Origin of the sequence: Microvirga sp. RSM25 (genome assembly GCF_044784385.1) — a bacterium.
Taxonomy (GTDB): Bacteria; Pseudomonadota; Alphaproteobacteria; order Rhizobiales; family Beijerinckiaceae; genus Microvirga; species Microvirga tunisiensis.
The window spans coordinates 4,689,944-4,710,604 of sequence record NZ_CP173039.1 but is presented as its reverse complement, the minus strand read 5'-3'; the positions used below and the strand labels follow the sequence as shown (position 1 = coordinate 4,710,604).

General features: G+C 65.1%; 20 protein-coding genes and 1 pseudogene. 13 read left to right on the top strand and 8 right to left on the bottom strand.

Annotation, left to right across the window (positions count from 1 at the left end; all coding sequences use genetic code 11):
- Positions 1–100: 100 nt before the first annotated feature.
- Positions 101–1,642 carry an ATP-binding protein gene (locus tag ACD578_RS22405; RefSeq protein WP_152713720.1) on the bottom strand — a complete coding sequence of 514 codons (1,542 nt, stop codon included), beginning with the start codon at positions 1,640–1,642 and terminating at the stop codon, positions 101–103.
- A gap of 195 nt (positions 1,643–1,837) precedes the next feature.
- Here ACD578_RS22405 and ACD578_RS22400 point away from each other — a divergent pair, with 195 nt between their 5' ends.
- From ACD578_RS22400 to ACD578_RS22380, 5 genes are all read left to right on the top strand, one after another.
- Entirely contained in the window at positions 1,838–2,092 is a 255-nt protein-coding gene (locus ACD578_RS22400; RefSeq protein WP_404288632.1) for a hypothetical protein, read from the top strand.
- Positions 2,093–2,382: 290 nt separating this feature from the next.
- A complete protein-coding gene (locus tag ACD578_RS22395; protein ID WP_404288630.1) occupies positions 2,383–3,030 on the top strand; it encodes a TetR/AcrR family transcriptional regulator in 648 nt (215 codons plus the stop codon).
- Positions 3,027–4,013 (top strand): HlyD family secretion protein, encoded by a 987-nt coding sequence (locus tag ACD578_RS22390; RefSeq protein WP_404288628.1) that lies wholly within the window; start codon positions 3,027–3,029, stop codon positions 4,011–4,013. The genes ACD578_RS22395 and ACD578_RS22390 overlap by 4 nt, the downstream gene beginning before the upstream one ends.
- The gene (locus ACD578_RS22385; protein ID WP_404288626.1) at positions 4,010–4,972 is read left to right on the top strand and encodes an ABC transporter ATP-binding protein; all 963 of its coding nucleotides are present in this window, start codon (positions 4,010–4,012) and stop codon (positions 4,970–4,972) included. The genes ACD578_RS22390 and ACD578_RS22385 overlap by 4 nt, the downstream gene beginning before the upstream one ends.
- Complete coding sequence (locus ACD578_RS22380; RefSeq protein WP_404288624.1) at positions 4,969–6,141, top strand: ABC transporter permease; 1,173 nt, start codon at positions 4,969–4,971, stop codon at positions 6,139–6,141. Before ACD578_RS22385 ends, ACD578_RS22380 begins: the two co-directional genes overlap by 4 nt.
- A gap of 284 nt (positions 6,142–6,425) precedes the next feature.
- On the opposite strand, the pseudogene ACD578_RS22375 reads toward ACD578_RS22380, so the two are convergent.
- Positions 6,426–7,550 (bottom strand): annotated as a pseudogene (locus ACD578_RS22375) (MFS transporter); the annotation flags it as partial.
- 295 nt (positions 7,551–7,845) lie between these two features.
- Here ACD578_RS22375 and ACD578_RS22370 point away from each other — a divergent pair.
- From ACD578_RS22370 to ACD578_RS22355, 4 genes are all read left to right on the top strand, one after another.
- Positions 7,846–9,039, top strand: a complete 1,194-nt coding sequence (locus ACD578_RS22370) for a winged helix-turn-helix domain-containing protein (RefSeq protein ID WP_404288622.1) — start codon at positions 7,846–7,848, stop codon at positions 9,037–9,039.
- Positions 9,040–9,287: 248 nt separating this feature from the next.
- Positions 9,288–10,040, top strand: a complete 753-nt coding sequence (locus ACD578_RS22365) for a phosphatase PAP2 family protein (protein WP_404288620.1) — start codon at positions 9,288–9,290, stop codon at positions 10,038–10,040.
- Positions 10,037–10,588: a regulatory protein RecX gene (locus ACD578_RS22360; protein ID WP_404288618.1), complete on the top strand. Its 552-nt coding sequence runs from the start codon at positions 10,037–10,039 to the stop codon at positions 10,586–10,588. The genes ACD578_RS22365 and ACD578_RS22360 overlap by 4 nt, the downstream gene beginning before the upstream one ends.
- An 87-nt stretch (positions 10,589–10,675) precedes the next feature.
- On the top strand, positions 10,676–11,263 hold the full coding sequence (locus ACD578_RS22355) for a DUF2239 family protein (RefSeq protein WP_404288616.1): 588 nt from the start codon (positions 10,676–10,678) through the stop codon (positions 11,261–11,263).
- A gap of 19 nt (positions 11,264–11,282) precedes the next feature.
- Here ACD578_RS22355 and ACD578_RS22350 read toward each other — a convergent pair whose 3' ends face one another.
- A complete protein-coding gene (locus ACD578_RS22350; protein ID WP_404288614.1) occupies positions 11,283–11,828 on the bottom strand; it encodes a GNAT family N-acetyltransferase in 546 nt (181 codons plus the stop codon).
- 154 nt (positions 11,829–11,982) lie between these two features.
- Complete coding sequence (locus ACD578_RS22345; protein ID WP_404288612.1) at positions 11,983–12,627, bottom strand: DUF1345 domain-containing protein; 645 nt, start codon at positions 12,625–12,627, stop codon at positions 11,983–11,985.
- Between the two features lie 93 nt (positions 12,628–12,720).
- Here ACD578_RS22345 and ACD578_RS22340 point away from each other — a divergent pair, with 93 nt between their 5' ends.
- Positions 12,721–13,143, top strand: a complete 423-nt coding sequence (locus ACD578_RS22340; RefSeq protein WP_152713745.1) for an OsmC family protein — start codon at positions 12,721–12,723, stop codon at positions 13,141–13,143.
- Positions 13,144–13,261: 118 nt separating this feature from the next.
- Here ACD578_RS22340 and ACD578_RS22335 read toward each other — a convergent pair whose 3' ends face one another.
- The 3 genes from ACD578_RS22335 to ACD578_RS22325 are packed head-to-tail and all read right to left on the bottom strand — an operon-like array spanning position 13,262 to position 16,136.
- On the bottom strand, positions 13,262–14,245 hold the full coding sequence (locus tag ACD578_RS22335; RefSeq protein WP_404288610.1) for a TRAP transporter substrate-binding protein: 984 nt from the start codon (positions 14,243–14,245) through the stop codon (positions 13,262–13,264).
- 33 nt (positions 14,246–14,278) lie between these two features.
- The gene (locus ACD578_RS22330) at positions 14,279–15,586 is read right to left on the bottom strand and encodes a TRAP transporter large permease (protein ID WP_404288608.1); all 1,308 of its coding nucleotides are present in this window, start codon (positions 15,584–15,586) and stop codon (positions 14,279–14,281) included.
- A 4-nt stretch (positions 15,587–15,590) separates the two neighbouring features.
- Positions 15,591–16,136 carry a TRAP transporter small permease gene (locus ACD578_RS22325; RefSeq protein WP_404288606.1) on the bottom strand — a complete coding sequence of 182 codons (546 nt, stop codon included), beginning with the start codon at positions 16,134–16,136 and terminating at the stop codon, positions 15,591–15,593.
- Between the two features lie 203 nt (positions 16,137–16,339).
- On the opposite strand from ACD578_RS22325, the gene ACD578_RS22320 reads away from it, so the two are divergent.
- Positions 16,340–16,969, top strand: coding sequence for a PRC-barrel domain-containing protein (locus ACD578_RS22320; RefSeq protein WP_404288604.1), 630 nt, complete (start codon positions 16,340–16,342; stop codon positions 16,967–16,969).
- A gap of 53 nt (positions 16,970–17,022) precedes the next feature.
- Here ACD578_RS22320 and ACD578_RS22315 read toward each other — a convergent pair whose 3' ends face one another.
- A complete protein-coding gene (locus ACD578_RS22315; protein ID WP_404288602.1) occupies positions 17,023–17,397 on the bottom strand; it encodes a ComEA family DNA-binding protein in 375 nt (124 codons plus the stop codon).
- 333 nt (positions 17,398–17,730) lie between these two features.
- Here ACD578_RS22315 and ACD578_RS22310 point away from each other — a divergent pair, with 333 nt between their 5' ends.
- Entirely contained in the window at positions 17,731–18,945 is a 1,215-nt protein-coding gene (locus tag ACD578_RS22310; RefSeq protein ID WP_404288600.1) for a putative DNA modification/repair radical SAM protein, read from the top strand.
- A gap of 229 nt (positions 18,946–19,174) precedes the next feature.
- Positions 19,175–20,617 (top strand): UdgX family uracil-DNA binding protein, encoded by a 1,443-nt coding sequence (locus ACD578_RS22305; RefSeq protein ID WP_404288598.1) that lies wholly within the window; start codon positions 19,175–19,177, stop codon positions 20,615–20,617.
- Positions 20,618–20,661: the final 44 nt, after the last annotated feature.

Genomic DNA, 20,661 nt, shown 5'->3' with positions numbered 1-20,661 from the left:
CGGCGCGTCTCGTCCTCTTAGGACCCGAATCACAGCGGGCAGCGGACGCATGATGCAACGATCTTTGTCCCTGAGGTGACGATCGCGCTAAGTTGAAGACCTACCCGACCGCGAACAGATCCCGCGTCTCGGGCGCCTGAGGCTCCTCGAAGGCATTGGGGTCGCCGGGGCCGGTTTCCCAGCCGAGATCGGGGAGCGCGATGATGCGCAGGCCCCGCGGATCGTTGCGGGTCACGACGATGTTGCGGCTTTCCATATAGGCGATGAGGCGCCGGGCCCGGCCGGGAGAGCGGCTGCCGCAGGCGCGGGCGATCTCGCCGTCGGGCGGGCAGGCCGAGCCTTCCATAGCCGCCCGCGCAATGAGCAGGAAGATGCCCTGGATATCCTCCGCGAGATCGGCCGCGAAAGCGACCGCGCGATCCCATTCGGTCCCGTCGGCGGTCGCCGTATCGACGCCGGCGCGGGCGACCGCGAGACGGCGGCGGAAGGCGGGAAGGTTCAGGGGCTCCCCGGCAACGCGGCGGATGCGGCAGCGAACGAGAAAATCCTGATACAGAACGGCCACCGAGCGGAAGGCGGCCTCCGGATCGTCGAGGATCTCACGCAGGATCGCATCGAGGGCGGCATCACGTTCGGCCTTGGACTGCTCGGTCTCCTGGGCTTGAGGCTCCGGAGCGGCAGCCGGGCGGGTGCGCGCGAGCTGCGCCAAAAGATCGTTGGTGGACGGGGCCGGAGGCGGCGGAGGTGCGCGGCGGGGCATCACCGGGCGGGCCGGCTCGTCCTCGCCGGCCTTGAAGATGAGGTCACGGGCCTCCTGCTTCGGCTGCTCGGGAAGCGGCATGAGCTTGAAGGTGCCGCTGCGGGTCGAGGTCTCGACCTCGCCGATGCGGATCGGCAGCGGGCGGCGCGAGAGAGCCGGGCCAAGGGCCACGAAATGGCCGCGCTCGAGATCGCGGAACATCTCGGCCTGACGGCGCTCCATGCCCAGAAGGTCGGCGGCGCGGGCCATGTCGATGTCGAGGAAGGTGCGGCCCATGAGGAAGTTGGAGGCTTCCGCCGCGACGTTCTTGGCGAGCTTGGCGAGGCGCTGGGTGGCGATGATGCCCGCGAGCCCGCGCTTGCGGCCGCGGCACATGAGGTTGGTCATGGCGCCGAGAGACACTTTTCGGGCTTCGTCCGACACGTCGCCGGCAGCGGCGGGCGCGAAGAGCTGCGCTTCGTCCACCACGACCAGCATCGGATACCAGTAATCGCGCTCCGCATCGAAGAGGCCGCCGAGGAAGGCGGCGGCGCAGCGCATCTGCGCCTCGGCATCGAGGCCCTCCAGGCTCAACACCACGGAGACCCTGTGCTGGCGCACGCGGGCGGCGATGCGTTGAAGATCGCCCTCGCTGCGGGAGGCATCGACCACCACATGGCCGAACTTGTCGGCCAGCGTGACGAAATCGCCTTCCGGATCGATGATGGCCTGCTGAACGAGATTGGCACTCTGTTCGAGAAGGCGGCGCAGGAGATGCGACTTGCCGGAACCGGAATTGCCCTGGACGAGCAGACGCGTCGCCAAAAGCTCTTCCAGATCGAGCAGTGCCGATTGTCCTCCGGGGGCGGAGGATGCCTGTCCCATGTCGATGCCGACCTTCATCACCCTCCCTCTTGCGATTGCAAAACCGGCTTGGTCCTAACACGGCAAGGCTTAAGGAAGTGCCGGGTCGCCGTCAGTCCTCCACAGGCGAAATACGCTTTCCCCAGCCATGACGCCGCAGGTTTTGCGAAACCTGCCCGCCCCCGGACCATTAACTCGCAGGACGTCCGCGGACCTCGATACAGGAGAGGATCGATGCCCGTCGAGCTTTCCGTCAGTCGAGCCCTTCCTGCCGTCCCGGTCTTCATCGGGGACGAGGGAAGCCGGCCTCGGGTTCTCGAGGCTGCAGCCGACCGTTCCGTTATCCAGGAGGAGGATCCCAACGGGCTGATGCTCCCGCCGGCCGGCGCCTCGCGCGCCGAAACGGTTTTTGCGACCGTCGGCATCTTCCTGCTGTTGATTCTTGCCGTAGCGTTCCTCTGGACCCTGTTTCGTCAGCGTCGTCGCTGAGCCGATTCGGGCGTCGCCTCGACGTATTCCGGGCACCGGGCTCTCAGCGCATCGTGCGAAACCCGAGGTCCGCATCCGCGAAATTGAATCGGGTTTTTCGCACGATGCGCCACCTAAGGATTGAGCATCGAACCGGTCCCTAAAGCGGGCCGTTTTCGGGTCCAACCCCGCAGCCCGCTTAAAACCTCCAGCCGCCCGGGCACAATCAACTCGCGTGAAATCCGATTCGACTTCCGACCCCGCTCCGGCTATAATGACTGTCCAGTCAGTCAATTACCGGTGAGGATATCGTGACGGCGCGTCGACAGGCGAAACGGCGGGCTCCTGCCCGGAGCGAGAGCGAACGTCAGGCCAAGCTCCAGACGATCCTGGACGCCGCCCTCGACATCTTTCTGGAGAAGGGCTTCGCCGATGCGCGCCTCGACGATGTGGCCGCCCGCGCCGGGGTCGCCAAAGGCACCCTCTACCTTTACGTGCCCTCGAAGCAGGCCCTGTTCGAGGCGCTGGTGCGTTCCGGCATCGGCGGCCCCGTCGGCGCCATCGAGCAGAAGGTCCCGGATCCCGACATTTCGGCGGAGGACCAGCTCAGGGCGCTTTTCCTGTTTCTGCGGACGGAGATCCTCGGCACGCGCCGTCGCGACATCGTCCGCCTCCTCTTGATGGAAGCGAGCCGCTTTCCCGAACTGGCGGAAGTCTATCACCGCGAGGTGATCGTCAGAGGCCTGCGGATCCTGCGCGGCATCGCCGAACGGGGCGTCGCTCGGGGCGAGTTCCGCTCTGACGAGATCGCACGGTTTCCGCAGCTTGCCATCGCGCCGGCGCTCGTCGCCCTGCTTTGGACCAGCCTCTTCCAGCGCTTCGATCCCATCGACATCGAGGCGATGCTGGAGACGCATCTGACGCTTCTGATGAAAGCCCTGAAGGGACATCCGTCATGAAGACAGCACGGCTCATCGTCCTCGCCGTGCTGCTTCTTGCGGGCGGGGCGGCTGCCTGGTTCTTCTGGCCACGGCCCGACGATACAATCCGCTTCCAAGGCTATGTCGAAGGCTACCTCGTCTTCATGGCTCCCGAGGAAGGGGGACGCATCGAGGAATTGGCCGTCGACTCGGGAGATCGCGTGGCCGAGGGGACAATGCTCTTCAGGCTCGATGCGTCGGTGCAATCCGCGCAACGCAACGAGGCTGCGGCCAAGCTGCAGCAGACCCGCGCCCAGCTCGCCAATCTTGAGGCCGCCCTCCGGCGGCCCGAGGAGATCGCGGTTCTCGAGGCACAGGAGGAGCGCGCACAGGCGCAGCTCGGCCTCTCGCAGGCCGAACTCGACCGGCAGAGAACCCTGTTCGAGCGCGGCATTGCTGCAAAGGCGCAGTACGATCAGTCCAGGACGGCCTTCGAGCGGGACAAGGCCGCCCTCGCCGAGGTGCAGCGGCAGATCGATGCCGGACAGATCGCAGGTCGGTCGGGGGAAATCGGTGCGGCGGAAGCGGCCGTGCAGGCGAATGAGGCGGCCCTGATGCAGGCAGAAACCCACCTTGCCAAACGCCAGGTGAAGGCACCGTCCGATGCCCAGGTGCAGGACGTTTATTTTCGCGCAGGAGAGACGGTGAATGCGGGCCAGCCTGTGCTGGCGCTCCTGCCGCCGGCCAACCGTCGGATCCGTTTCTATGTGCCCGAACCCCTGCTCGCCACCATCGCCCTGGGACAGACGGTCGGCCTCTCGTGTGACAGCTGCAAGGATGGGCTCCGGGCCCGAATCAGCTTCATCTCGAACGAGGCCGAGTTCACGCCGCCGGTGATCTTCAGCGAGCAGGAACGGGCAAAGCTCGTGTTCCGCGTCGAGGCGCGCCCGTTGGACGGAGCGGACCTGCCCATCGGCCTGCCGGTCACCGTCACCCCCACTGAGCCGGAACCGCAATCATGACCGTGGATGTCGCATCGTCCCGTCCCGTTGCGGCGGAGCCCGAGATCGTCATCGACGTCGAGGGGCTCACCAAATCCTTCGGTGGTCGGCCCGTCGTGAAGAACCTCTCCATGCAGGTTCGGCGCGGGCTGATCTATGGCTTTCTCGGCCCCAATGGCAGCGGCAAGACGACGACCATCCGCATGCTGTGCGGGCTTTTGACGCCCGACAGTGGGCACGGCACCTGCCTCGGCTACGACATTCTCACGCAATCGGCCGAGATCAAGCGTCACGTGGGATACATGACGCAGAAATTCTCGCTCTATGCGGACCTGTCGATCCGCGAGAACCTCGAATTCGTCGCCAGGGTCTACAATCTCGACGATCCGCGAAAGGCGGCGCGTAACGCCATCGTGCGGCTCGGGCTCGAGAACCGCGCCGAGCAGCTTGCAGGCGAATTGTCGGGCGGCTGGAAGCAGCGCCTGGCGCTTGGCGCGTGCATCCTGCCCGAGCCGCAGCTTCTCCTCCTCGACGAGCCGACCGCCGGCGTCGATCCGAAGGCGCGCCGGGATTTCTGGGACGAGATCCATGCGCTGGCACACGAAGGCATGACCGTGCTCGTCTCGACGCATTACATGGACGAGGCCGAGCGCTGTCACGAGATCGCCTACATCGCCTATGGCGAACTGCTCACGCAGGGCACCGTCGACGAGGTCATCGCCAACGCGCATCTGACGACCTACACGGTCACGGGCCCCGACCTTGCGGGACTGGCCGAGCGGCTCAAGTCGCTCGACGGCGTCGACATGGTCGCGCCCTTCGGCACGGCGCTGCATGTGAGCGGGCGCGACAAACACAAGTTCGACGCCGCGACGAACGAGCTGCGCGAACACGGGCCGCAGCACTGGGCGCCGGGCGAAGCCACCCTCGAGGATGTGTTCATCGATCTGATGAGCCGGTCGAAGGACAATTTCGGATGAGCGCCGGAATCAGCGATGTCGATCGCCGCACGCGGGGCTTCAAGGCTTCGCTGATGCGCCTTCGCGCCGCCTTCATTAAGGAGCTGATCCAGCTGCGGCGCGATCGCATCACGTTTGCGATGATGATCATGATCCCGCTCCTGCAGCTCACGCTGTTCGGCTACGCGATCAACACCAGCCCGCGGCATCTGCCGACCGCCGTTCTCGTGCAGGACGACAGCGCGTTTGCCAGGTCGTTCTTGGCAGCGATGCGCGCCACCGACTACTTCGACATCTCGACCTCGGCCGCAAGCGAGGAGGAGCTCGACCGCCTGATCCTCTCCGGCAAGGTGCTGTTCGGCGTACAGATCCCGGCGCATTTCGGGCGCGACCTCATGCGGGGCGAGCGACCGGCGCTTCTCGTCGTGGCGGATGCCGCCGACCCGACGGCGACCGGCAGCGCCATTGCGGCCCTGCAGGGCCTCTCGACGCAGGTCTTCTCCCGCGAGCTCACCGGCCCGGCAGCACACCTCGCGCCCCGACCGTTGCCCTATGAGCTGCGTGTGCACCAGCGCTACAATCCGGCGGGCGAGACCCGCCTCAACATCGTGCCCGGCCTCATGGGCCTGATCCTGACGCTCACCATGCTGATCTTCACGGCCCTGTCCGTCACCCGGGAGATCGAGCGCGGCACGATGGAGAGCCTGCTTGCCATGCCGATCCGCCCGGTCGAGATCATGCTCGGCAAAATCGCGCCCTATCTGATGGTCGGGGGCGTGCAGATGACCATCATCCTCGTCGCCGCGAGGCTCCTGTTCGGAATTCCGGTGATCGGGAGCCTCTGGCTTCTCGTCGGCCTGACGCTGCTCTTCATCCTGGCGAATCTATCGATCGGCTACACCTTCTCGACCATCGCCCAGAACCAGCTTCAGGCGATACAGATGTCGTTCTTCTTCTTCCTGCCGAACATCCTGCTCTCCGGCTTCATGTTCCCGTTCAAGGGCATGCCGGGCTGGGCGCAGGCGGTCGGCGAGATTCTGCCCCTCACCCATTATCTGCGCATCGTTCGCGGGATCATGCTCAAGGGCGCGACCTTCTTCGACCTGCAGACCGACGTTCTGGCGCTCGCCGTCTTCACCCTGTTTGCTATGGGCGTGGCGGTGGCGCGCTTCCGCCAGACCCTTGACTGAAAGTCAATCGGCGACCGCCGCTTCCGCGGCCTTGATGGCGCTGCCGCGCAAGGCCGCTCCTCCAGGGCGAGGAGAAAGGCGAGCGACAGACCGAAGCCCACGATGGCCGCGATGAACACATGGCTGAACACATCGGCCAGATCGATGCCGCTCTGAGCAGCGACTGCGCTCAGGGATTCGAAGCTCGCGGCTCCGCTCAAGCCCGACCCGCTGAGCACGATGGCCCCGAAGATCGCCACGATGAAGGCTCCCCCGAGCGATCGGAAGAAATTGGCCGTGCCCGTCGCGGTGCCCATCTGGTGGGGCGCGACCGCATTCTGGGTCGTCACCATAGTGACCGGGAGAACGGTGCCTAAGCCCACGCTGATGATGGCCAGGATGATCTCGACAGTCACGATGGACAGGGATTGGCCATACATCGCGAGGACGCCCGTGGCCGCCATCGCGACGAGGAGACCCACGGTCGGAAGCCGCTTGTAGTGCTTCACCTTCGCCATGGTGCGGCCGGAGAGCGTCGCGCCGACCACCGTTCCCGCCATGAGGGGGATGAGGGAGAGACCCGACAGGCTGGCCGAGAGGCCGCGCACGGCCTCGAAATAGACCGGCAGATAGATGGTGAGACCAATATAGGTGCCCATGGCGAAACAGGCGGCGAGCACGGCCATGCGCACCACGGGATTGTGCAGCACACCGGGCGGAATCAGCGGCTCGGGAGCCAAGCGCATGCGAACGGCGAACAGGCCCCAGAGCACCAGGGACGCGGCGAAGAGCCCGAGGATCGGCAGGGAGGCCCAGGGGTAGCGCAGTCCGCCCCAGCTCAAGGCCAACAGCAGCGCGACGGTTGCCGCCACGAGAAGAAGCGCACCCAGGAGATCGAGCTTGTGCGGACGCTCGAAACGCGGGAGCTTCTTCAGACTCTGGAACGCGATGGCGAAAGCCAGCAGCCCCAGTGGCAGATTGATCCAGAAGATCACCGACCAGTGCAGATGCTCGGCGAAGAAGCCGCCCAGCACCGGCCCGAGCAGGCTCGATGTCATGAACACGCTGGCGAAGTAGACCTGATAGCGTCCGCGCTCCCGCGGCGAGACGATGTCGGCAATGATGGTCTGCGCCAGCGCGATCAACCCGCCGCCGCCGATGCCCTGCAGGCCGCGCGCCAGGATGAGGACGATCATGTTGGGCGCGAGCGCGCAGGCGATGGAGCCGATGATGAAGATCACGATGCCGATCAGCATGGTGCCGCGCCGGCCGTAAGAATCGCTGAACTTGCCGTAGAGCGGCGTCACGGCAGTGGAGGTCAGAAGATAGACCGTCACGATCCAGGGCAGGTGCTCCAGATCGCCCAGTTCGCGGCCGATGGTCGGGAGCGCCGTCGCGATGATGGTCTGGTCCAGAGCCGCCAGGAACATGGCCAGCAGGACGCCGAGGATGATCGTGCGGATTTCGGCGTGGCTCAAGGCGGGTGCCGGGTTTTCCCGCACGCTCTCATTCGGTGATTGGTCCATCGTATCCATCGTGTTGCGGAGAGCCCATCTAGAGGAGAACGAGCCATTTTGCCCGCCACTCCGTTGCAGGGCAGATATGCGTTCGAACCGAAGACTGATCTAAAGCACAAGGACCATCCACAGGTTCCGCCTTATTCCGATCTCCGACGGGAGTCCCGGCTCTGGCGTGAGCCGACAATGTTCCTGTATTGTTCGCGCCATGGCATCCCGTACCAAGTTCTCCCTCGCCCAAGCCCGGCGCATTGCGCTCGCCGCCCAAGGATTTCACGAAAACCGCCCTGAGGCGGCGACCAAGCGTCACTTGAGCCGCGTGCTGCAGCGCTCGCATCTGCTCCAGATCGATTCGGTCAACGTGCTGGTGCGGGCCCATTACATGCCGCTCTTTTCGCGAATCGGCGCCTATGACCGAAATCTTCTCGAGAAGACCGCTTATCACCGCAAGAAGCGCGAAGCCTTCGAGTATTGGGGCCATGAGGCCTCGCTGATTCGGCTCGACCTGCAGCGTTTCTTCCGCTGGCGCATGGATCGCGCCAAGCGGGGCGAGGGCATTTATGGCGGGCTCGCCCGGTTCGGTGACGAGAAGCGCGCCTTCATCGAGGATGTTCGCCGCGAAATCGCCGCGCGCGGCCCCATCGGGGCGGGCGACCTGTCCATCGGCGGCAAGGGCCAGGGCTCCTGGTGGGGCTGGAGCGACGGCAAGCGGGCGCTCGAATGGCTGTTCTGGGCCGGCCTGGTCACCACCGCCACCCGGCGCGGATTCGAGCGCATCTACGACCTGCCGGAGCGGGTTCTGCACTCGGACGTTCTGAACGCGCCGACCCCACCCGAGGACGAAGCGCAGCGCGAGCTCTTGCGGCTCTCCATCCGGGCGCTGGGCATCGCCTCCGAGCGCTGCCTGCGCGACTATTTCCGCCTGGAGCCGCAGGATGCGAAGGCCCGCATTCCCGAACTGGTCGAAGCCGGCGATCTCGTTCCCGTCACCGTCGAGGGTTGGAGCGGGCCGGTCTATCTCGATCCACAGGCCAGAATCCCGCGCCGCGTCGAGGCCAGGGCCCTGGTGTCGCCGTTCGATCCGATCGTCTGGGAGCGCACGCGCACCGAGCGCCTGTTCGATTTCCGCTACCGGATCGAGATCTACACGCCGGCCGAGAAGCGGGAATTCGGCTATTACTGCCTGCCCTTCGTGCTCGGCGAAAGGATCGTGGCCCGCGTGGACCTGAAGGCCGACCGCGTTGCGGGCAATCTCATCGTGCATTCGATCCACCCGGAAGCCGGGACGCCTCCGGAGGAGATCGCGCCCGCTCTTGGGGAGGAGCTTCGCCTGATGGCCGAATGGCTCAACCTCGGCAGCATCACGGCGCCGAAGGAGTGGCGGAAGAAGCTCGCGGTTTGACTGCAGCGAGTGTGTCGCTCCCAGCCTTTAGCCGCTGGGAATGACACCCACCCACGTCATGGCCGGGCTTGTCCCGGCCATCCCGATCCTGTGAAGCGCCGCGCCATTCGCATCAGGATCACCGGCACAAGGCCGGTGATGACAACGAGTGTTATCCATTCCCGGCCTACGACTCGTCAGGGATGACATCCATCGCGCGAGCAAGTCCCCCTCGCCAGATGCCCCGGACTTGCCTATCTCAGGAGGCCATGAACACGCTCCTCGCCCCCGCCACGCGCCTGTGGCTTCGCCTGCGGCTGAATGAGATCGGCCCCCTGTTGTCGGTGTCCGCCTGCGGGTTCTTCGCCTGGGCATTCATCGCGCTGGCCGACGAGGTCCGGGAAGGGGAAACCCATGCCCTCGACAGCCAGCTCCTGCTGGCCCTGCGCGATCCGCAGAATCCGGCCAACCCCCTCGGGCCCTCCTGGCTCGAGGAATCGGCCAGGGACATCACCGGCCTTGGCGGCTATGCGATCCTGACGCTTCTCACCCTGGCCACTTTGGCCTACCTGCTCATGACCCGGAGGCAGGGCGCGGCGCTTCTGGTGCTCGTCGCCATCGTGGGCGGCATGCTGCTCTCCACAGGGCTGAAAATGGGGTTCGAGCGGCCCCGTCCGGATCTCGTGCCCCGTGCGACGAGGGTTTACACGGCGAGCTTCCCAAGCGGCCACGCCATGCTGTCGGCCATCACCTACCTGACCCTGGGCGCCCTGCTCGCCCGCGTGGAGAAGAGCCGGCGCGTCAGCGCCTTCATCATGGGTCTGGCCATCATCACGACCCTGCTCGTGGGTTTAAGCCGCGTCTATCTCGGCGTGCACTGGCCGAGCGACGTCGTCGCCGGCTGGTCGGTCGGCGCCGCCTGGGCGTCCCTGTGCTGGTTCGTGGCCCTGCAACTGCAGCGACGTGGCCAGGTGGAGAAGCCGGGCGAGGCCTCGCCCCCGGCCGATGCCAAGTCCGAATGACGGGCGAAACGGAAAAGCCTCTCCGCAAGCCGCCACGCAAGGTGACGCCTGCCTATCTGCAGCGGGCGGCTCTCGCCTATCTCGAGCGCTATGCCTCCTCGGCCGAGAACCTGCGGCGCGTGCTGCGGCGCAAGGTCGACAAGCGCTGCCGCCTGCGCGGCGAGGATCCGGCCGAGTTTCACGAGATGATCGACGAGGTGGTGGCGAAAAGCCTGAAGATCGGCCTCATCGACGATACCCGCTATGCCGAGGCGCGCGTCGCCACCTTCCGTCGACGGGGCGGCTCGGCCCGGGCGATCCAGGCCAAGCTCTCGGCCAAAGGCGTCGACCGCACCGCCATCGCGGCGGCGCTGGAGGGCGAGGAAAGCGATGAGGAACAGGCGGCACTGGCCTTCGCCCGCCGCCGCAGGCTCGGACCGTTCCGGCCCGGCGAACGGGCGCCCTATCGCGACAAGGATCTCGCGGCCATGGCGCGGGCCGGGTTCCGGTTCGACGTGGCGCGAGGGGTCATCGACGCGGATCGGGACGACGAGCGGGATGGACCGTAGCGGATATTTTTACCCGGATTTTATTGACACCCTAATTTGACCCGGATAAAACCCTGCCGAACATGACGATGATGGCGGAGGACGACCATGCCTGAAGACCACAAGACCTATACGGCTTTCGCCGGCATCCGCCGGATCGCCTCCGGCGATCTCCCGTCGGTGGCGGCGAAAACCAAGGCGACACTCGATCAGGGCGAGAGCGCGTCCGTCCTGATCCTCGACGATGAGACCTGCCGCGCCGTCGAGGTCGATTTACGAGGTACGGCCGAAGATGTGCTGTCACGGCTGAGCGACCCCGCCGACAAGCCGGAGCCGCGTGGCCCCGGACGGCCCAGGCTCGGTGTCGTCGCGCGGGAGGTGACCCTGCTGCCGCGGCATTGGGAATGGCTCAATGCCCAGCCGGGCGGCGCTTCCGTCGCGTTGCGCAAGCTCGTCGAGGAGGCGCGACGCAGCAACGAATCGAAAGACCGGACGCGGCAGGCTCAGGAAACCCTCTACCGGTTCATGTCGACGCTGGCCGGTGATGAAGCGGGTTTCGAGGAAGCCTCGCGGGCGCTCTTTGCCGGCGATCGAACGCTGTTCACAGCTTTGATCCAGCTCTGGCCAAAGGATCTTCGCGCGTACGCCGAAAAGCTCGCCGGCGCGGCCTTCGCCAACGGGTCGGCCGGAACGTAAGGCGGGAGACACTCTCTTCCTAGGGTGAGCGCACGAACATGATCGTGGGCTGATCCTTGTAGGTCGTGTGCTGGAACTCGCGATAGCCGCATTTCTCAGCCACCCGGATGGATGATGCGTTTTCGGGCGCGATGATGCAGGCCGTGCGGGCGTGGCCGAAATGCTTGTCGCCCCAGGCGACGGCGGCGCGCGCAGCCTCCGTCGCATAGCCCTTGCCATGGCCGTGGGGCGCAATCACCCAGCCGATTTCCGGAACGCCGTCGAGTGACGGTTCGATCGTGCGCTTGAAATCGGCAAAGCCGACCTCACCCATGAAGCGGCCGCTCTCCTTCTCGGTCACGGCCCAATAGCCGAAGCCCATCAGCGCCCAGTGTCCGACGTAACGCACCAGCCGGGACCAGATCTCCTCCTGCGTGGATGGCTTGCCGCCGATGAACCGCGTCACCTCCGGATCCGTCCAGAGCGCGAGGCAATCGGCGAAATCCCCCACGCGGTGACCGCGCAGGACGAGACGCTCGGTTTCGAGAACGGGCACCATTTCGGCTGGGACGCGAGAAGGGGACATGGAGAAGCCTGGAGGATTCGGCACTTCCTGGAAAGGAAACAACCTAGAGCATCGCGCGGAAAAGGAGACCCGGTTTCTGCTCCGAACGATGCGCCGAGCACAAAGAGCATCGGATGGATCCCAAAAGTGCAAATCCGCTTTTGGGTCCGAGGCTCTAGAGCAATCCTGCGCCGACATTCACTGCCAGCGCAAGAACCGTCGTGTTGAAGAGGAAGGACAGGATCGTGTGGGCCAGCGCCAGGCGGCGCATGCGTTTGGAGACGATGACCACGTCCGACGTCTGTGCGGCCGCGCCCAGATTGAACGAGAAGTAGAGAAAGTCCCAGTAATCGGGCCGGCCCTCATGCGGAAAGGCGAGCCCCCGCCGCTCGCCTTTGTCGCCGTAATATTCATGGGCGTAGTGGATGGCGTAGATCGTGTGCACGAAGAACCACGAGCAGAGAATCGTGAGGCCGGCGATGGTCAGGTGGAAGCCTTGCTGATCGGCCCGGCTGGCTTGAATATTGGTCAATTCCACCGCGATGGCGGCGAGGCTCGCAACGGATGCCGCGAGCGTCAGCGCGAGCACGACCATCGCCTTCTCGTCCTCCTGCGCGGCACGCTCCTGCATCTGGGTCGTGGATGAGCGCAGGGCCATGGTCCAGGCAAGGAAGAGGTAACAGGCAACGCCGATGTCCCACGCCACGAGCATCCGCGAATTCACCGGCCAGGAGGTTGGTAGAACGGCAAAGACGAGGAGCGCGACGACGGCGGAGCCGAGGAGCCGCGGGCGTAGGCGGGCCTGCATGGGGATCGTCATCACAAACTCGCAACCCTAAGGGAATAGGACCACTGGTGGCCGATATCCCCTGTCCTAGATCACCCCAAACCTATCCGCAAAAGGAGAATCAGGATGAACCGCAAGGCAAGAGCCGTTTGGCAGGGCACGGGCAAGGATGGCAGTGGCCAGCTCACGTCCGATTCCGGTGTTCTGTCGTCGACGCCCTATTCCTTCAAGACACGGTTCGAGAACGAGAAGGGCACCAATCCGGAGGAGCTGATCGCCGCGGCCCATGCCGGCTGCTTCACCATGGCGCTCGCGTTCCAGCTCCAGGGCGCAGGCTTCACCCCGACGGAGCTTGCCACGGAGGCGGTCGTCTCTCTCGAACAGGAGGGCAGCGGCTTTACGATCAAGAAATCGGCCCTGACGCTCAATGCCAATGTGCCGGGCATCGACCGCGCCAAGTTCGAGGAACTCGCCCGCGCGGCGGAGAAGAACTGCCCGGTCTCCAAGGTGCTCAACGCCGAAATCACGATGGATTTCACGCTGGCTTGAGCCTCCGCCCGTCATCACCGGCCTTGTGCCGGTGATCCCGATTGAAAGAGGCGCCGCGTTCTTCCGTATTGGGATGGCCGGGACAAGCCCGGCCATGACGTCTGAGGGCAACGATGCCTTACATCGCCGCCTTCTTGTAGCTGTCGATGATGGCCTGCCCGTCGGGGCCGGCCTTCTTCAGCCAATCCTGCGTCAGCTGCTCGCCGACCTTCTGTAGACCTGCCTTGAGCTCGGCGCTCGGCGGCTGAATCTTCATGCCCTTCGCGGTCATCTGGTCGACGTACCACTTGGTCTTTTCCTGGGCGGTCTTCCAGCCGCGCTCCTCCGCCGTCCTGGCGGCTTTCAGCACCGCTTCCTGGGTCGGCTTGTCGAGGGCATCGAACGCTGCCTTGTTGACGAAGGTCAGGTTCTTCGGGATCCAGGCCTGGGTGTCGTAGAAGTGGGTGAGCGATTCCCACACCTTCGAGTCGTAGCCGGTGGCCCCCGAGGTCATGAAGGTGTTGACCACCCCGGTGGCGAGCGCCTGCGGCAGGTCCGCCGCCTGCACCGTGACCGGCTGCGCGCCGACGAGTTCGGCGATCCGGGCGGTGCCGGGATTGTAGGAGCGCCATTTCACGCCCTTCAGATCCTCGACGGTGTTGATGTCCTTCTTGGCGAAGATGCCCTGCGGCGGCCACGGCACCGCAAAGAGCAGCATCAGGCCCTGGCTCGCGAACTTCTTCTCGATCGCCGGCCTCTGCACGTCCCAGAGCTTCTTCGACTGGTCGAACGAGGTGGCGAGGAAGGGCACCACGTCGAGGCCGTAGACCGGATCCTCGTTTTCGTGCAGGGACATCAGCACCTCGCCGACCTGGGCTTGGCCCGTCTGCACCGCGCGCTTGATCTCCGGCGCCTTGAAGAGCGAGGCATTGGCATGGACCGTGACCTGCAGCTTGCCGGCGGTGGCGTCGGCCACGTCCTTGGCGAAGGCGTTCAGGTTCTCGGTGTGGAAGTTGTCGGTCGGATAGGCGGCCGGCAGGTTCCACTTGGTCTGCGCCAGCGCGGGGGCCGCCATGAGCAGAGCCCCCGCGAGGCTTAGACCGAAGCGCGTCATGTGTTTCATCGTTTTTGTCTCCCTCTGGTTTTGTGAACGACGTTAATCCGGAAAGGCCATCTGCGGCAGCACCATCACGATACTGGGAAAGATCGTGATGATCGCGACCGCCGCGACGAGCAGGAAGAAGAAAGGCAGCGAGGCGAGCGCCACCGTGTTCGAATCCTTGCCCGACATGGTCTGCAGCACGAAGAGGTTGAATCCGACCGGCGGCGAGACCTCCGCCATCTCGACCACCAGGATCAGGAAGATGCCGAACCAGATCAGGTCGAAGCCCGCCGTCTTCACCATCGGGATCACCACCGCGGTGGTGAGCACAATCATGGAGATGCCGTCGAGCGCCGTGCCGAGCAGGATGTACATGATCGTCAGCGCGGCGATGAGCGCATAAGGCGAGAGGTGCAGGCCGTCGACCCAGGTGGCGAGCGCCTGGGGAATGCCCGTATAGGCCATCGAGGTCGACATGAAGGACGCGCCCGCCAGGATCAGCATGATCATGCAGGTAATGCGCGTCGTGCCCATGACGCTCTTCCAGAACGAGTCCCACGACAGCGAGCCCGACCACCAGGCGATGGCGAGCGAGCCGAGCACGCCCCAGGCGGCGCATTCGGTGGCCGTCGCCCAGCCGAGCAGAAGGGTGAGGAAGACCAGCGCGATCAGCAATGCGACGGGGATGAGATTGGTCGATTCCCTCAGCTTCTCGCGAAAGCTCATGGCCGGCTCGGGCGGCGGCGACTTTTCGGGATTGAGCAGGGACCACACGGCGATATAGCCGGAATAGAGCGCCATCACGAGAAGGCCCGGCAGGAAGCCCGCGAGGAAGATCTGGATGATCGACACGTTGGCGGCGACCGCATAGACCACCATGGTGATCGAGGGCGGAATGAGAATGCCGAGCGTGCCAGCGCCCGCGAGGCTGCCCAAGCTCACCATGTCGTCGTAGCCGCGTTTCTTCAGCTCCGGCAGCGCGATCTTGGCGACCGTCGCGCAGGTGGCGGCGGACGAGCCGGAGACCGACCCGAAGATGCCGCAGGCGAGCACGTTCACGTGCATCAGCCGTCCCGGCAGCCAGTTGAGCCAGGGCGCGAGGCCGCGGAACATCTCCTCCGAAAGCCTGGTGCGGAACAGGATCTCGCCCATCCAGATGAAGAGCGGCAGGGCGGCGAGCGTCCAGGAGGCGGAATTGCCCCAGATCGTGGTGGCGAGCACCGAGCCCGCCGGAATGCCGCCGCCCACGAATTGCATGCCGACCCAGCCGCAGGCCATGAGCGCGATGGCGATCCACACGCCGCCGGCGAGAAGCACCGCGAGCAGCAGGAGCAGCAGGCCCGAAATCTCGATGAGTTCCATGGCCCTACACTCCGCTCTGGATCGCGCGCTCCACCACCTCTTCGGCCGTGGTGGCGGGCGGCTTCTCGTAGCGCGGGTCGCCGCCGCGCAGCACATGGAGGAACTCGTCGACGAAGGCGATGAACAGGATCACGAGGCCGCTCGCATAGCCGATCTGCGGAATCCAGAGCGGGATCGCCAGCACGCCCTGGGCCATGTCGTTGAAGCGCCAGCTGTCATACGTGAGCTGCACCGCGTGCCAGGCGAAGAAGCCGACGAAACACAAGCCGATCACGAGGGAGAACATCTCCAACAGCCACCGGGTCCGCCCCCGCACCCGGTCGGTGAGCAGCCCGACCCGGATCATCTCGCCGGAGCGGAAGGTGTGGGCGAGGCCCAGGAAAGCCATCGCGGCCATGGACCAGGAGGCGAGATCGTCGCCCGCGGGAATATTGATGCCGATGCCCCGTCCGATGGAAAGGCCCATCATCAACAGGAAGATCACGATGAGGAACAGGCCTGCGAGATAGCCGGCAAGGAGATAGAGGCCGTCGAGAATGGTGCGGATCATGCAGTCCGTTTCGGGCGTTCGGCGAGGAAGCTTTGGCCAAGTCTAGGGGCATTCATGACAGGTGCAAGCGCTTCCTCGATTCCGGCTGCACAGGCATTGGGCATAAGTCCGCGGGAATGCCTCTCTTCCTGACAGAACCATCGCCCCGGCCTCGCCGTTGAAATGTCAGACGTGATCATACGTCCTGATCGTAGGAGGAATCCATGTTCTCCAAGCCTCTCTCCCTCGCTAAGCCTCTCTCCCTCGCTCTTGTCGGCACGGCTTTGATGGTCATTCCGGCACTGGCCCAGACCAACCAGCCCGCGAGCCCCATGCCGGCCCCTTCGGCGGGCGACCGCAGCTTCGGCGCGAATGAACCGGCTCGCATGAACCCCGGCAGCTGGCTGACCCAGGAGCAGCCCGGGCAATGGCGGGCCTCCAAGCTCGAAGGATTGGATGTCTACAACCCGAACAATGAGAAGATCGGCGACATCAGCGAACTGCTTGTGGACAGCAGCGGCAAGATCCAGGCGGTGGTCGTGGGGGTCGGCGGCTTCCTGGGCATCGGCGAACGTGACGTGGCCATTCCCATGGACCAGATCAAGTTCGTCAACGAGCCGCGGGCGGCTGCGAGCGCCTCGAACACCGCGACCGGAACGGCCGGCACGAGCGGCAATACCGCCGGCACGACAACAGGCACGGCCGCGAATGCGCCGGCCACCACCGGTTCGACCGCAAACGCGCCGGCGGCGACTGCCGATGCCAACATGAACCGGTCGGCTCCCGATCACGCCATGCTGGACATGACGAAGGATCAGCTGAAGGCCGCCCCGGAGTTCAAGTACAGCCGCTAGGTCCGATCCTCGGAACGAGAAAGGGGCCCATCGGGCCCCTTTTTATCGACTGGTCATGATTTCTGGTGCGCGATGATCCAATCCTTGATCGCATCATAGGCGTTCTGCGGGATGATCTTCTTGTCCACGAGCTCGTTCTTGGCCCGATAGGGGCGTCCCTTGATGATGGCATCGGCCCGGGCTTCACCAATCTGGGGCAGTTTGTCGAGCTGATCCTTGGGGGCTGTGTTGATGTCGATCAGGGCGCTCGTGGAGGAGGTCGCGCTGGGCGCGGGCCTGGCGGCACTCGGCGCGGGTGCGGTGCCGGTCATCGGCGGCTTCGCCGCCAGGCTCGAGGTGCCGGCGCCCGGGGCGGCCGTCTGCGCCAGAACGGGCGCGGCGAGCAGGGAGCCGAGCGCCACCAGCGCTCCAAGGTGGGATATGCGCATTCAAACCTCCTGTGATCGCCGGATCTCTCCGATGGCTCGGCCCGGCTTGGTCATCGTGAACGATCAACGCGGAGGAGAGCCTGAACGATCCGTTATGCCCGGTTCAGCTTCGAGACGGCACGCGAGAACCGGGACGTCCAGTTCGTCGTTCTGAGAAGCAGCCTCGATCGTGGCGGATCAGGGCTCCCCTTTGCTCGTGCATGGTTGGGCCTGGGACGCCGGCGCACGTCGGCACGGTGCGCTCGGATGTGCGACCACCCGCCCCCTCGCCCGCTCTCGCCAGAGTCCTAACTTCATGCTAGAACAAAACACGAACAACTCTGCGAAAGACCCATGGACGAGAAGCTTGCCAAGAAGCTGCGCATCCTGGCGGACGCGGCCAAATACGACGCCTCCTGCTCCTCTTCCGGCGCACCCAGGCGCAAGGCCGATGTAGGAGGCCTCGGCTCGACGGACGGGAACGGCATCTGCCACGCCTACACGCCGGACGGGCGCTGCGTATCGCTCTTGAAAATCCTGCTCACCAATTACTGCCTGTTCGACTGCGCCTATTGCGTGAACCGGCGCTCGTCCAACGTGAAGCGGGCGAAGTTTTCGGTCGACGAGGTGGTGACGCTCACGATCGAGTTCTACAAGCGCAACTACATCGAGGGCCTGTTTCTCTCATCCGGCATCATCCGCTCGCCGGATCATACCATGGAGCAGATGCTGCTGGTGGCAAAGAAGCTGCGGAGAGACCACGGCTTTCGCGGCTACATCCACCTGAAGACGATCCCTGAGGCGAGCCCCTGGCTCATCGAAGAGGCGGGCCTGTGCGCCGACCGCCTGTCGATCAATCTCGAACTGCCGACGGAAAAGAGCCTGGAGCGGCTGGCGCCCGAGAAGGACGGCGCCTCCATCGAGAGCGCCATGGCGCAGATGTTCGAGCGCATCGAGGAGGCGCGCGAGGAGCGCCGCCACTTCTCGCCGGCCGGCCAGACCACCCAGATGATCGTCGGCGCGGACGAGACGACGGATGCGGACGTGCTGCGCACCTCGGCCAAGCTGTACGGCCATTACGACATGAAGCGCGTCTATTACTCCGCCTTCAGCCCGATCCCGGATTCGAGCGCCATCCTGCCCCTGAAATCGCCGCCGCTGATGCGCGAAAGCAGGCTCTACCAGGCCGACTGGCTGCTGCGCTATTACGGCTTCGACGTGGACGAGATCGCCTCCGGCGGTGAGAAGGGCATGCTCGACCTCGACGTCGATCCCAAGCTCGCCTGGGCGCTCAAAAACCGCCACCGCTTCCCGGTCGATGTGAACCGGGCCGAGCGCGAGATGCTGCTGCGCGTGCCGGGGCTCGGCGCGCGCGCGGTCGACAAGATCGTGGTGGCGCGCAAGCACACGACATTGCGTCTGGAGGACGTCGCCCGCCTCACCTCGGGTCTCAAGCGCGCCAAGCCCTTTCTGATCACGGTCGACCACCACCCGAGAGCCAGGCTCGACACGCTCGACCTGCGCGAGAGGCTGATCGAGAAGCCGGAACAGTTGAGCTTGTTTGGATGAACGGACATGTGACTGTCATCTCGGAACTGCGTCGCAGAGTTCCCAAGAGTTGGATGAGTCCTCCTCGTCATGGCCGGGCACGTCCCGGCCATCCCGATCGGAAAAGCACTGCGCCTCGTGTCATCGGGATCACCGGCACGAGGCCGGTGATGACGGCAAGGGAAGCGCCTCATCCTGCACCCGATCCCGGATCGCCGACAGCGTCCGGAATGACCAAGAGAGAGACGGCATGAACCTCCACCGCATCACTCTCAAAACCGGAGCGGATCTCCACAACTTTCGCCGGGCGGTGCGGTGGCTCATCGCAGAGGAGCTGGCGCCGCAGCATGTGGTCTTCGCCGTCGACGATGCGCCCGGCCTCTTCGGCCAGGAGGCGACGGGCGACGCGCCGGCGGTGTCGATCCCGAAAGGCGTGGCGCGCCTCATCGAGCACGTGGTCTGCCACAGCGAACCGGAGCGCTATGCCCTGCTCTATCAGCTCGTCTGGCGCGTACGGAACGGCGAGCGCGATCTGCTCGAGGTCGCGAGCGACCCTCTCGTGCATCGCATCGACCTGATGGCGCGTGCCGTGCGGCGCGACCTGCACAAGATGCACGCCTTCGTACGCTTCCGTCGGATGATCGGAGAGGATCTCGAACGTTTCGCCGCCTGGTTCGAGCCGGAGCATTTCATCTTGGAGGCGGCCGCGCCCTTCTTCATCGATCGCTTCCGCTCCATGGACTGGACGATCCTCACGCCTATCGGCTCCATGCGCTGGGACCGGGAGACCCTGACCTTCGGCCCGCCGGCCCAGCGCGAGAATGCACCCGCCGAGGACAGCTTCGAGGAGGGCTGGCGCGGCTATTACGAGAGCGTGTTCAACCCCGCCCGGGTGAACCCGACCGCAATGCGCGCCGAGATGCCGAAGAAGTACTGGCGCAACATGCCCGAAACCGCCGCCATCCCGGGTCTGATCCAAACCGCCTCCCAGCGCGTTGAAAGGATGATCGAACAGGAGGCGACGATGCCCACCAAACGCACTCCGGAGCGCGCTCTTGAAGCCATGTGGGATCAGGAGCCGAAGAACCTGGCGGAGCTCAACGCCATCATCGCGAAGGCAGGACCGCTCGTGCCCGGCGCGACCCAGGCCGTGTTCGGCGAGGGCCCGGCTCATGCCGAGATCGTCTTCGTCGGCGAGCAGCCGGGCGATCAGGAGGATCTGCAGGGGAGGCCCTTCGTGGGACCGGCCGGCAAGCTCTTCACCAAGGCGATGACCGAGGCCGGCATCGACCGCAAGGATGTCTATCTCACCAATGCGGTCAAGCACTTCAAATTCGAGCAGCGCGGCCATCGGCGCATCCATTCCAAGCCCACGGCCGGCGAGGTGAAGCATTACCGCCCCTGGCTCGTGAAGGAGCTGGAGCTGGTGAAGCCGAAGCTCGTCGTGGCGCTCGGCGGCACCGCTCTGCTGGCGCTCACCGGCAAGTCGACGCCGATCACCCGCTCGCGTGGACGGGCCCGGTTCGGGTCCTACGAGGGCTATGTCACCGTGCATCCCTCCTACCTGCTGCGCCTGCCTGACGAAGCGACGAAGCGCGAAGCCTACGAGGCATTCCTGAACGACCTGCGCCGCATCCACGATCTCGCGCAAGCCGATCCGGAAACGGGCGAGCTGCCGCTGGCGGCGGAATAGGCTGACCCGGACCTTGACGGTTTCGGAGGCCATTGAAACGATTT

Bases quoted from the DNA above. Each gene is read 5' to 3' on its own strand.
- ACD578_RS22370 (WP_404288622.1), top strand. From the start codon at position 7,846: ATGGCATCCCGTACCAAGTTCTCCCTCGCCCAAGCCCGGCGCATTGCG.
- ACD578_RS22390 (WP_404288628.1), top strand. From the start codon at position 3,027: ATGAAGACAGCACGGCTCATCGTCCTCGCCGTGCTGCTTCTTGCGGGC.
- ACD578_RS22405 (WP_152713720.1), bottom strand. From the start codon at position 1,642: ATGAAGGTCGGCATCGACATGGGACAGGCATCCTCCGCCCCCGGAGGA.
- ACD578_RS22385 (WP_404288626.1), top strand. From the start codon at position 4,010: ATGACCGTGGATGTCGCATCGTCCCGTCCCGTTGCGGCGGAGCCCGAG.
- ACD578_RS22320 (WP_404288604.1), top strand. From the start codon at position 16,340: ATGTTCTCCAAGCCTCTCTCCCTCGCTAAGCCTCTCTCCCTCGCTCTT.
- ACD578_RS22345 (WP_404288612.1), bottom strand. From the start codon at position 12,627: ATGACGATCCCCATGCAGGCCCGCCTACGCCCGCGGCTCCTCGGCTCC.
- ACD578_RS22310 (WP_404288600.1), top strand. From the start codon at position 17,731: ATGGACGAGAAGCTTGCCAAGAAGCTGCGCATCCTGGCGGACGCGGCC.
- ACD578_RS22325 (WP_404288606.1), bottom strand. From the start codon at position 16,136: ATGATCCGCACCATTCTCGACGGCCTCTATCTCCTTGCCGGCTATCTC.
- ACD578_RS22335 (WP_404288610.1), bottom strand. From the start codon at position 14,245: ATGAAACACATGACGCGCTTCGGTCTAAGCCTCGCGGGGGCTCTGCTC.
- ACD578_RS22355 (WP_404288616.1), top strand. From the start codon at position 10,676: ATGCCTGAAGACCACAAGACCTATACGGCTTTCGCCGGCATCCGCCGG.
- ACD578_RS22380 (WP_404288624.1), top strand. From the start codon at position 4,969: ATGAGCGCCGGAATCAGCGATGTCGATCGCCGCACGCGGGGCTTCAAG.
- ACD578_RS22350 (WP_404288614.1), bottom strand. From the start codon at position 11,828: ATGTCCCCTTCTCGCGTCCCAGCCGAAATGGTGCCCGTTCTCGAAACC.
- ACD578_RS22365 (WP_404288620.1), top strand. From the start codon at position 9,288: ATGAACACGCTCCTCGCCCCCGCCACGCGCCTGTGGCTTCGCCTGCGG.
- ACD578_RS22315 (WP_404288602.1), bottom strand. From the start codon at position 17,397: ATGCGCATATCCCACCTTGGAGCGCTGGTGGCGCTCGGCTCCCTGCTC.
- ACD578_RS22340 (WP_152713745.1), top strand. From the start codon at position 12,721: ATGAACCGCAAGGCAAGAGCCGTTTGGCAGGGCACGGGCAAGGATGGC.
- ACD578_RS22330 (WP_404288608.1), bottom strand. From the start codon at position 15,586: ATGGAACTCATCGAGATTTCGGGCCTGCTGCTCCTGCTGCTCGCGGTG.
- ACD578_RS22360 (WP_404288618.1), top strand. From the start codon at position 10,037: ATGACGGGCGAAACGGAAAAGCCTCTCCGCAAGCCGCCACGCAAGGTG.
- ACD578_RS22400 (WP_404288632.1), top strand. From the start codon at position 1,838: ATGCCCGTCGAGCTTTCCGTCAGTCGAGCCCTTCCTGCCGTCCCGGTC.
- ACD578_RS22305 (WP_404288598.1), top strand. From the start codon at position 19,175: ATGAACCTCCACCGCATCACTCTCAAAACCGGAGCGGATCTCCACAAC.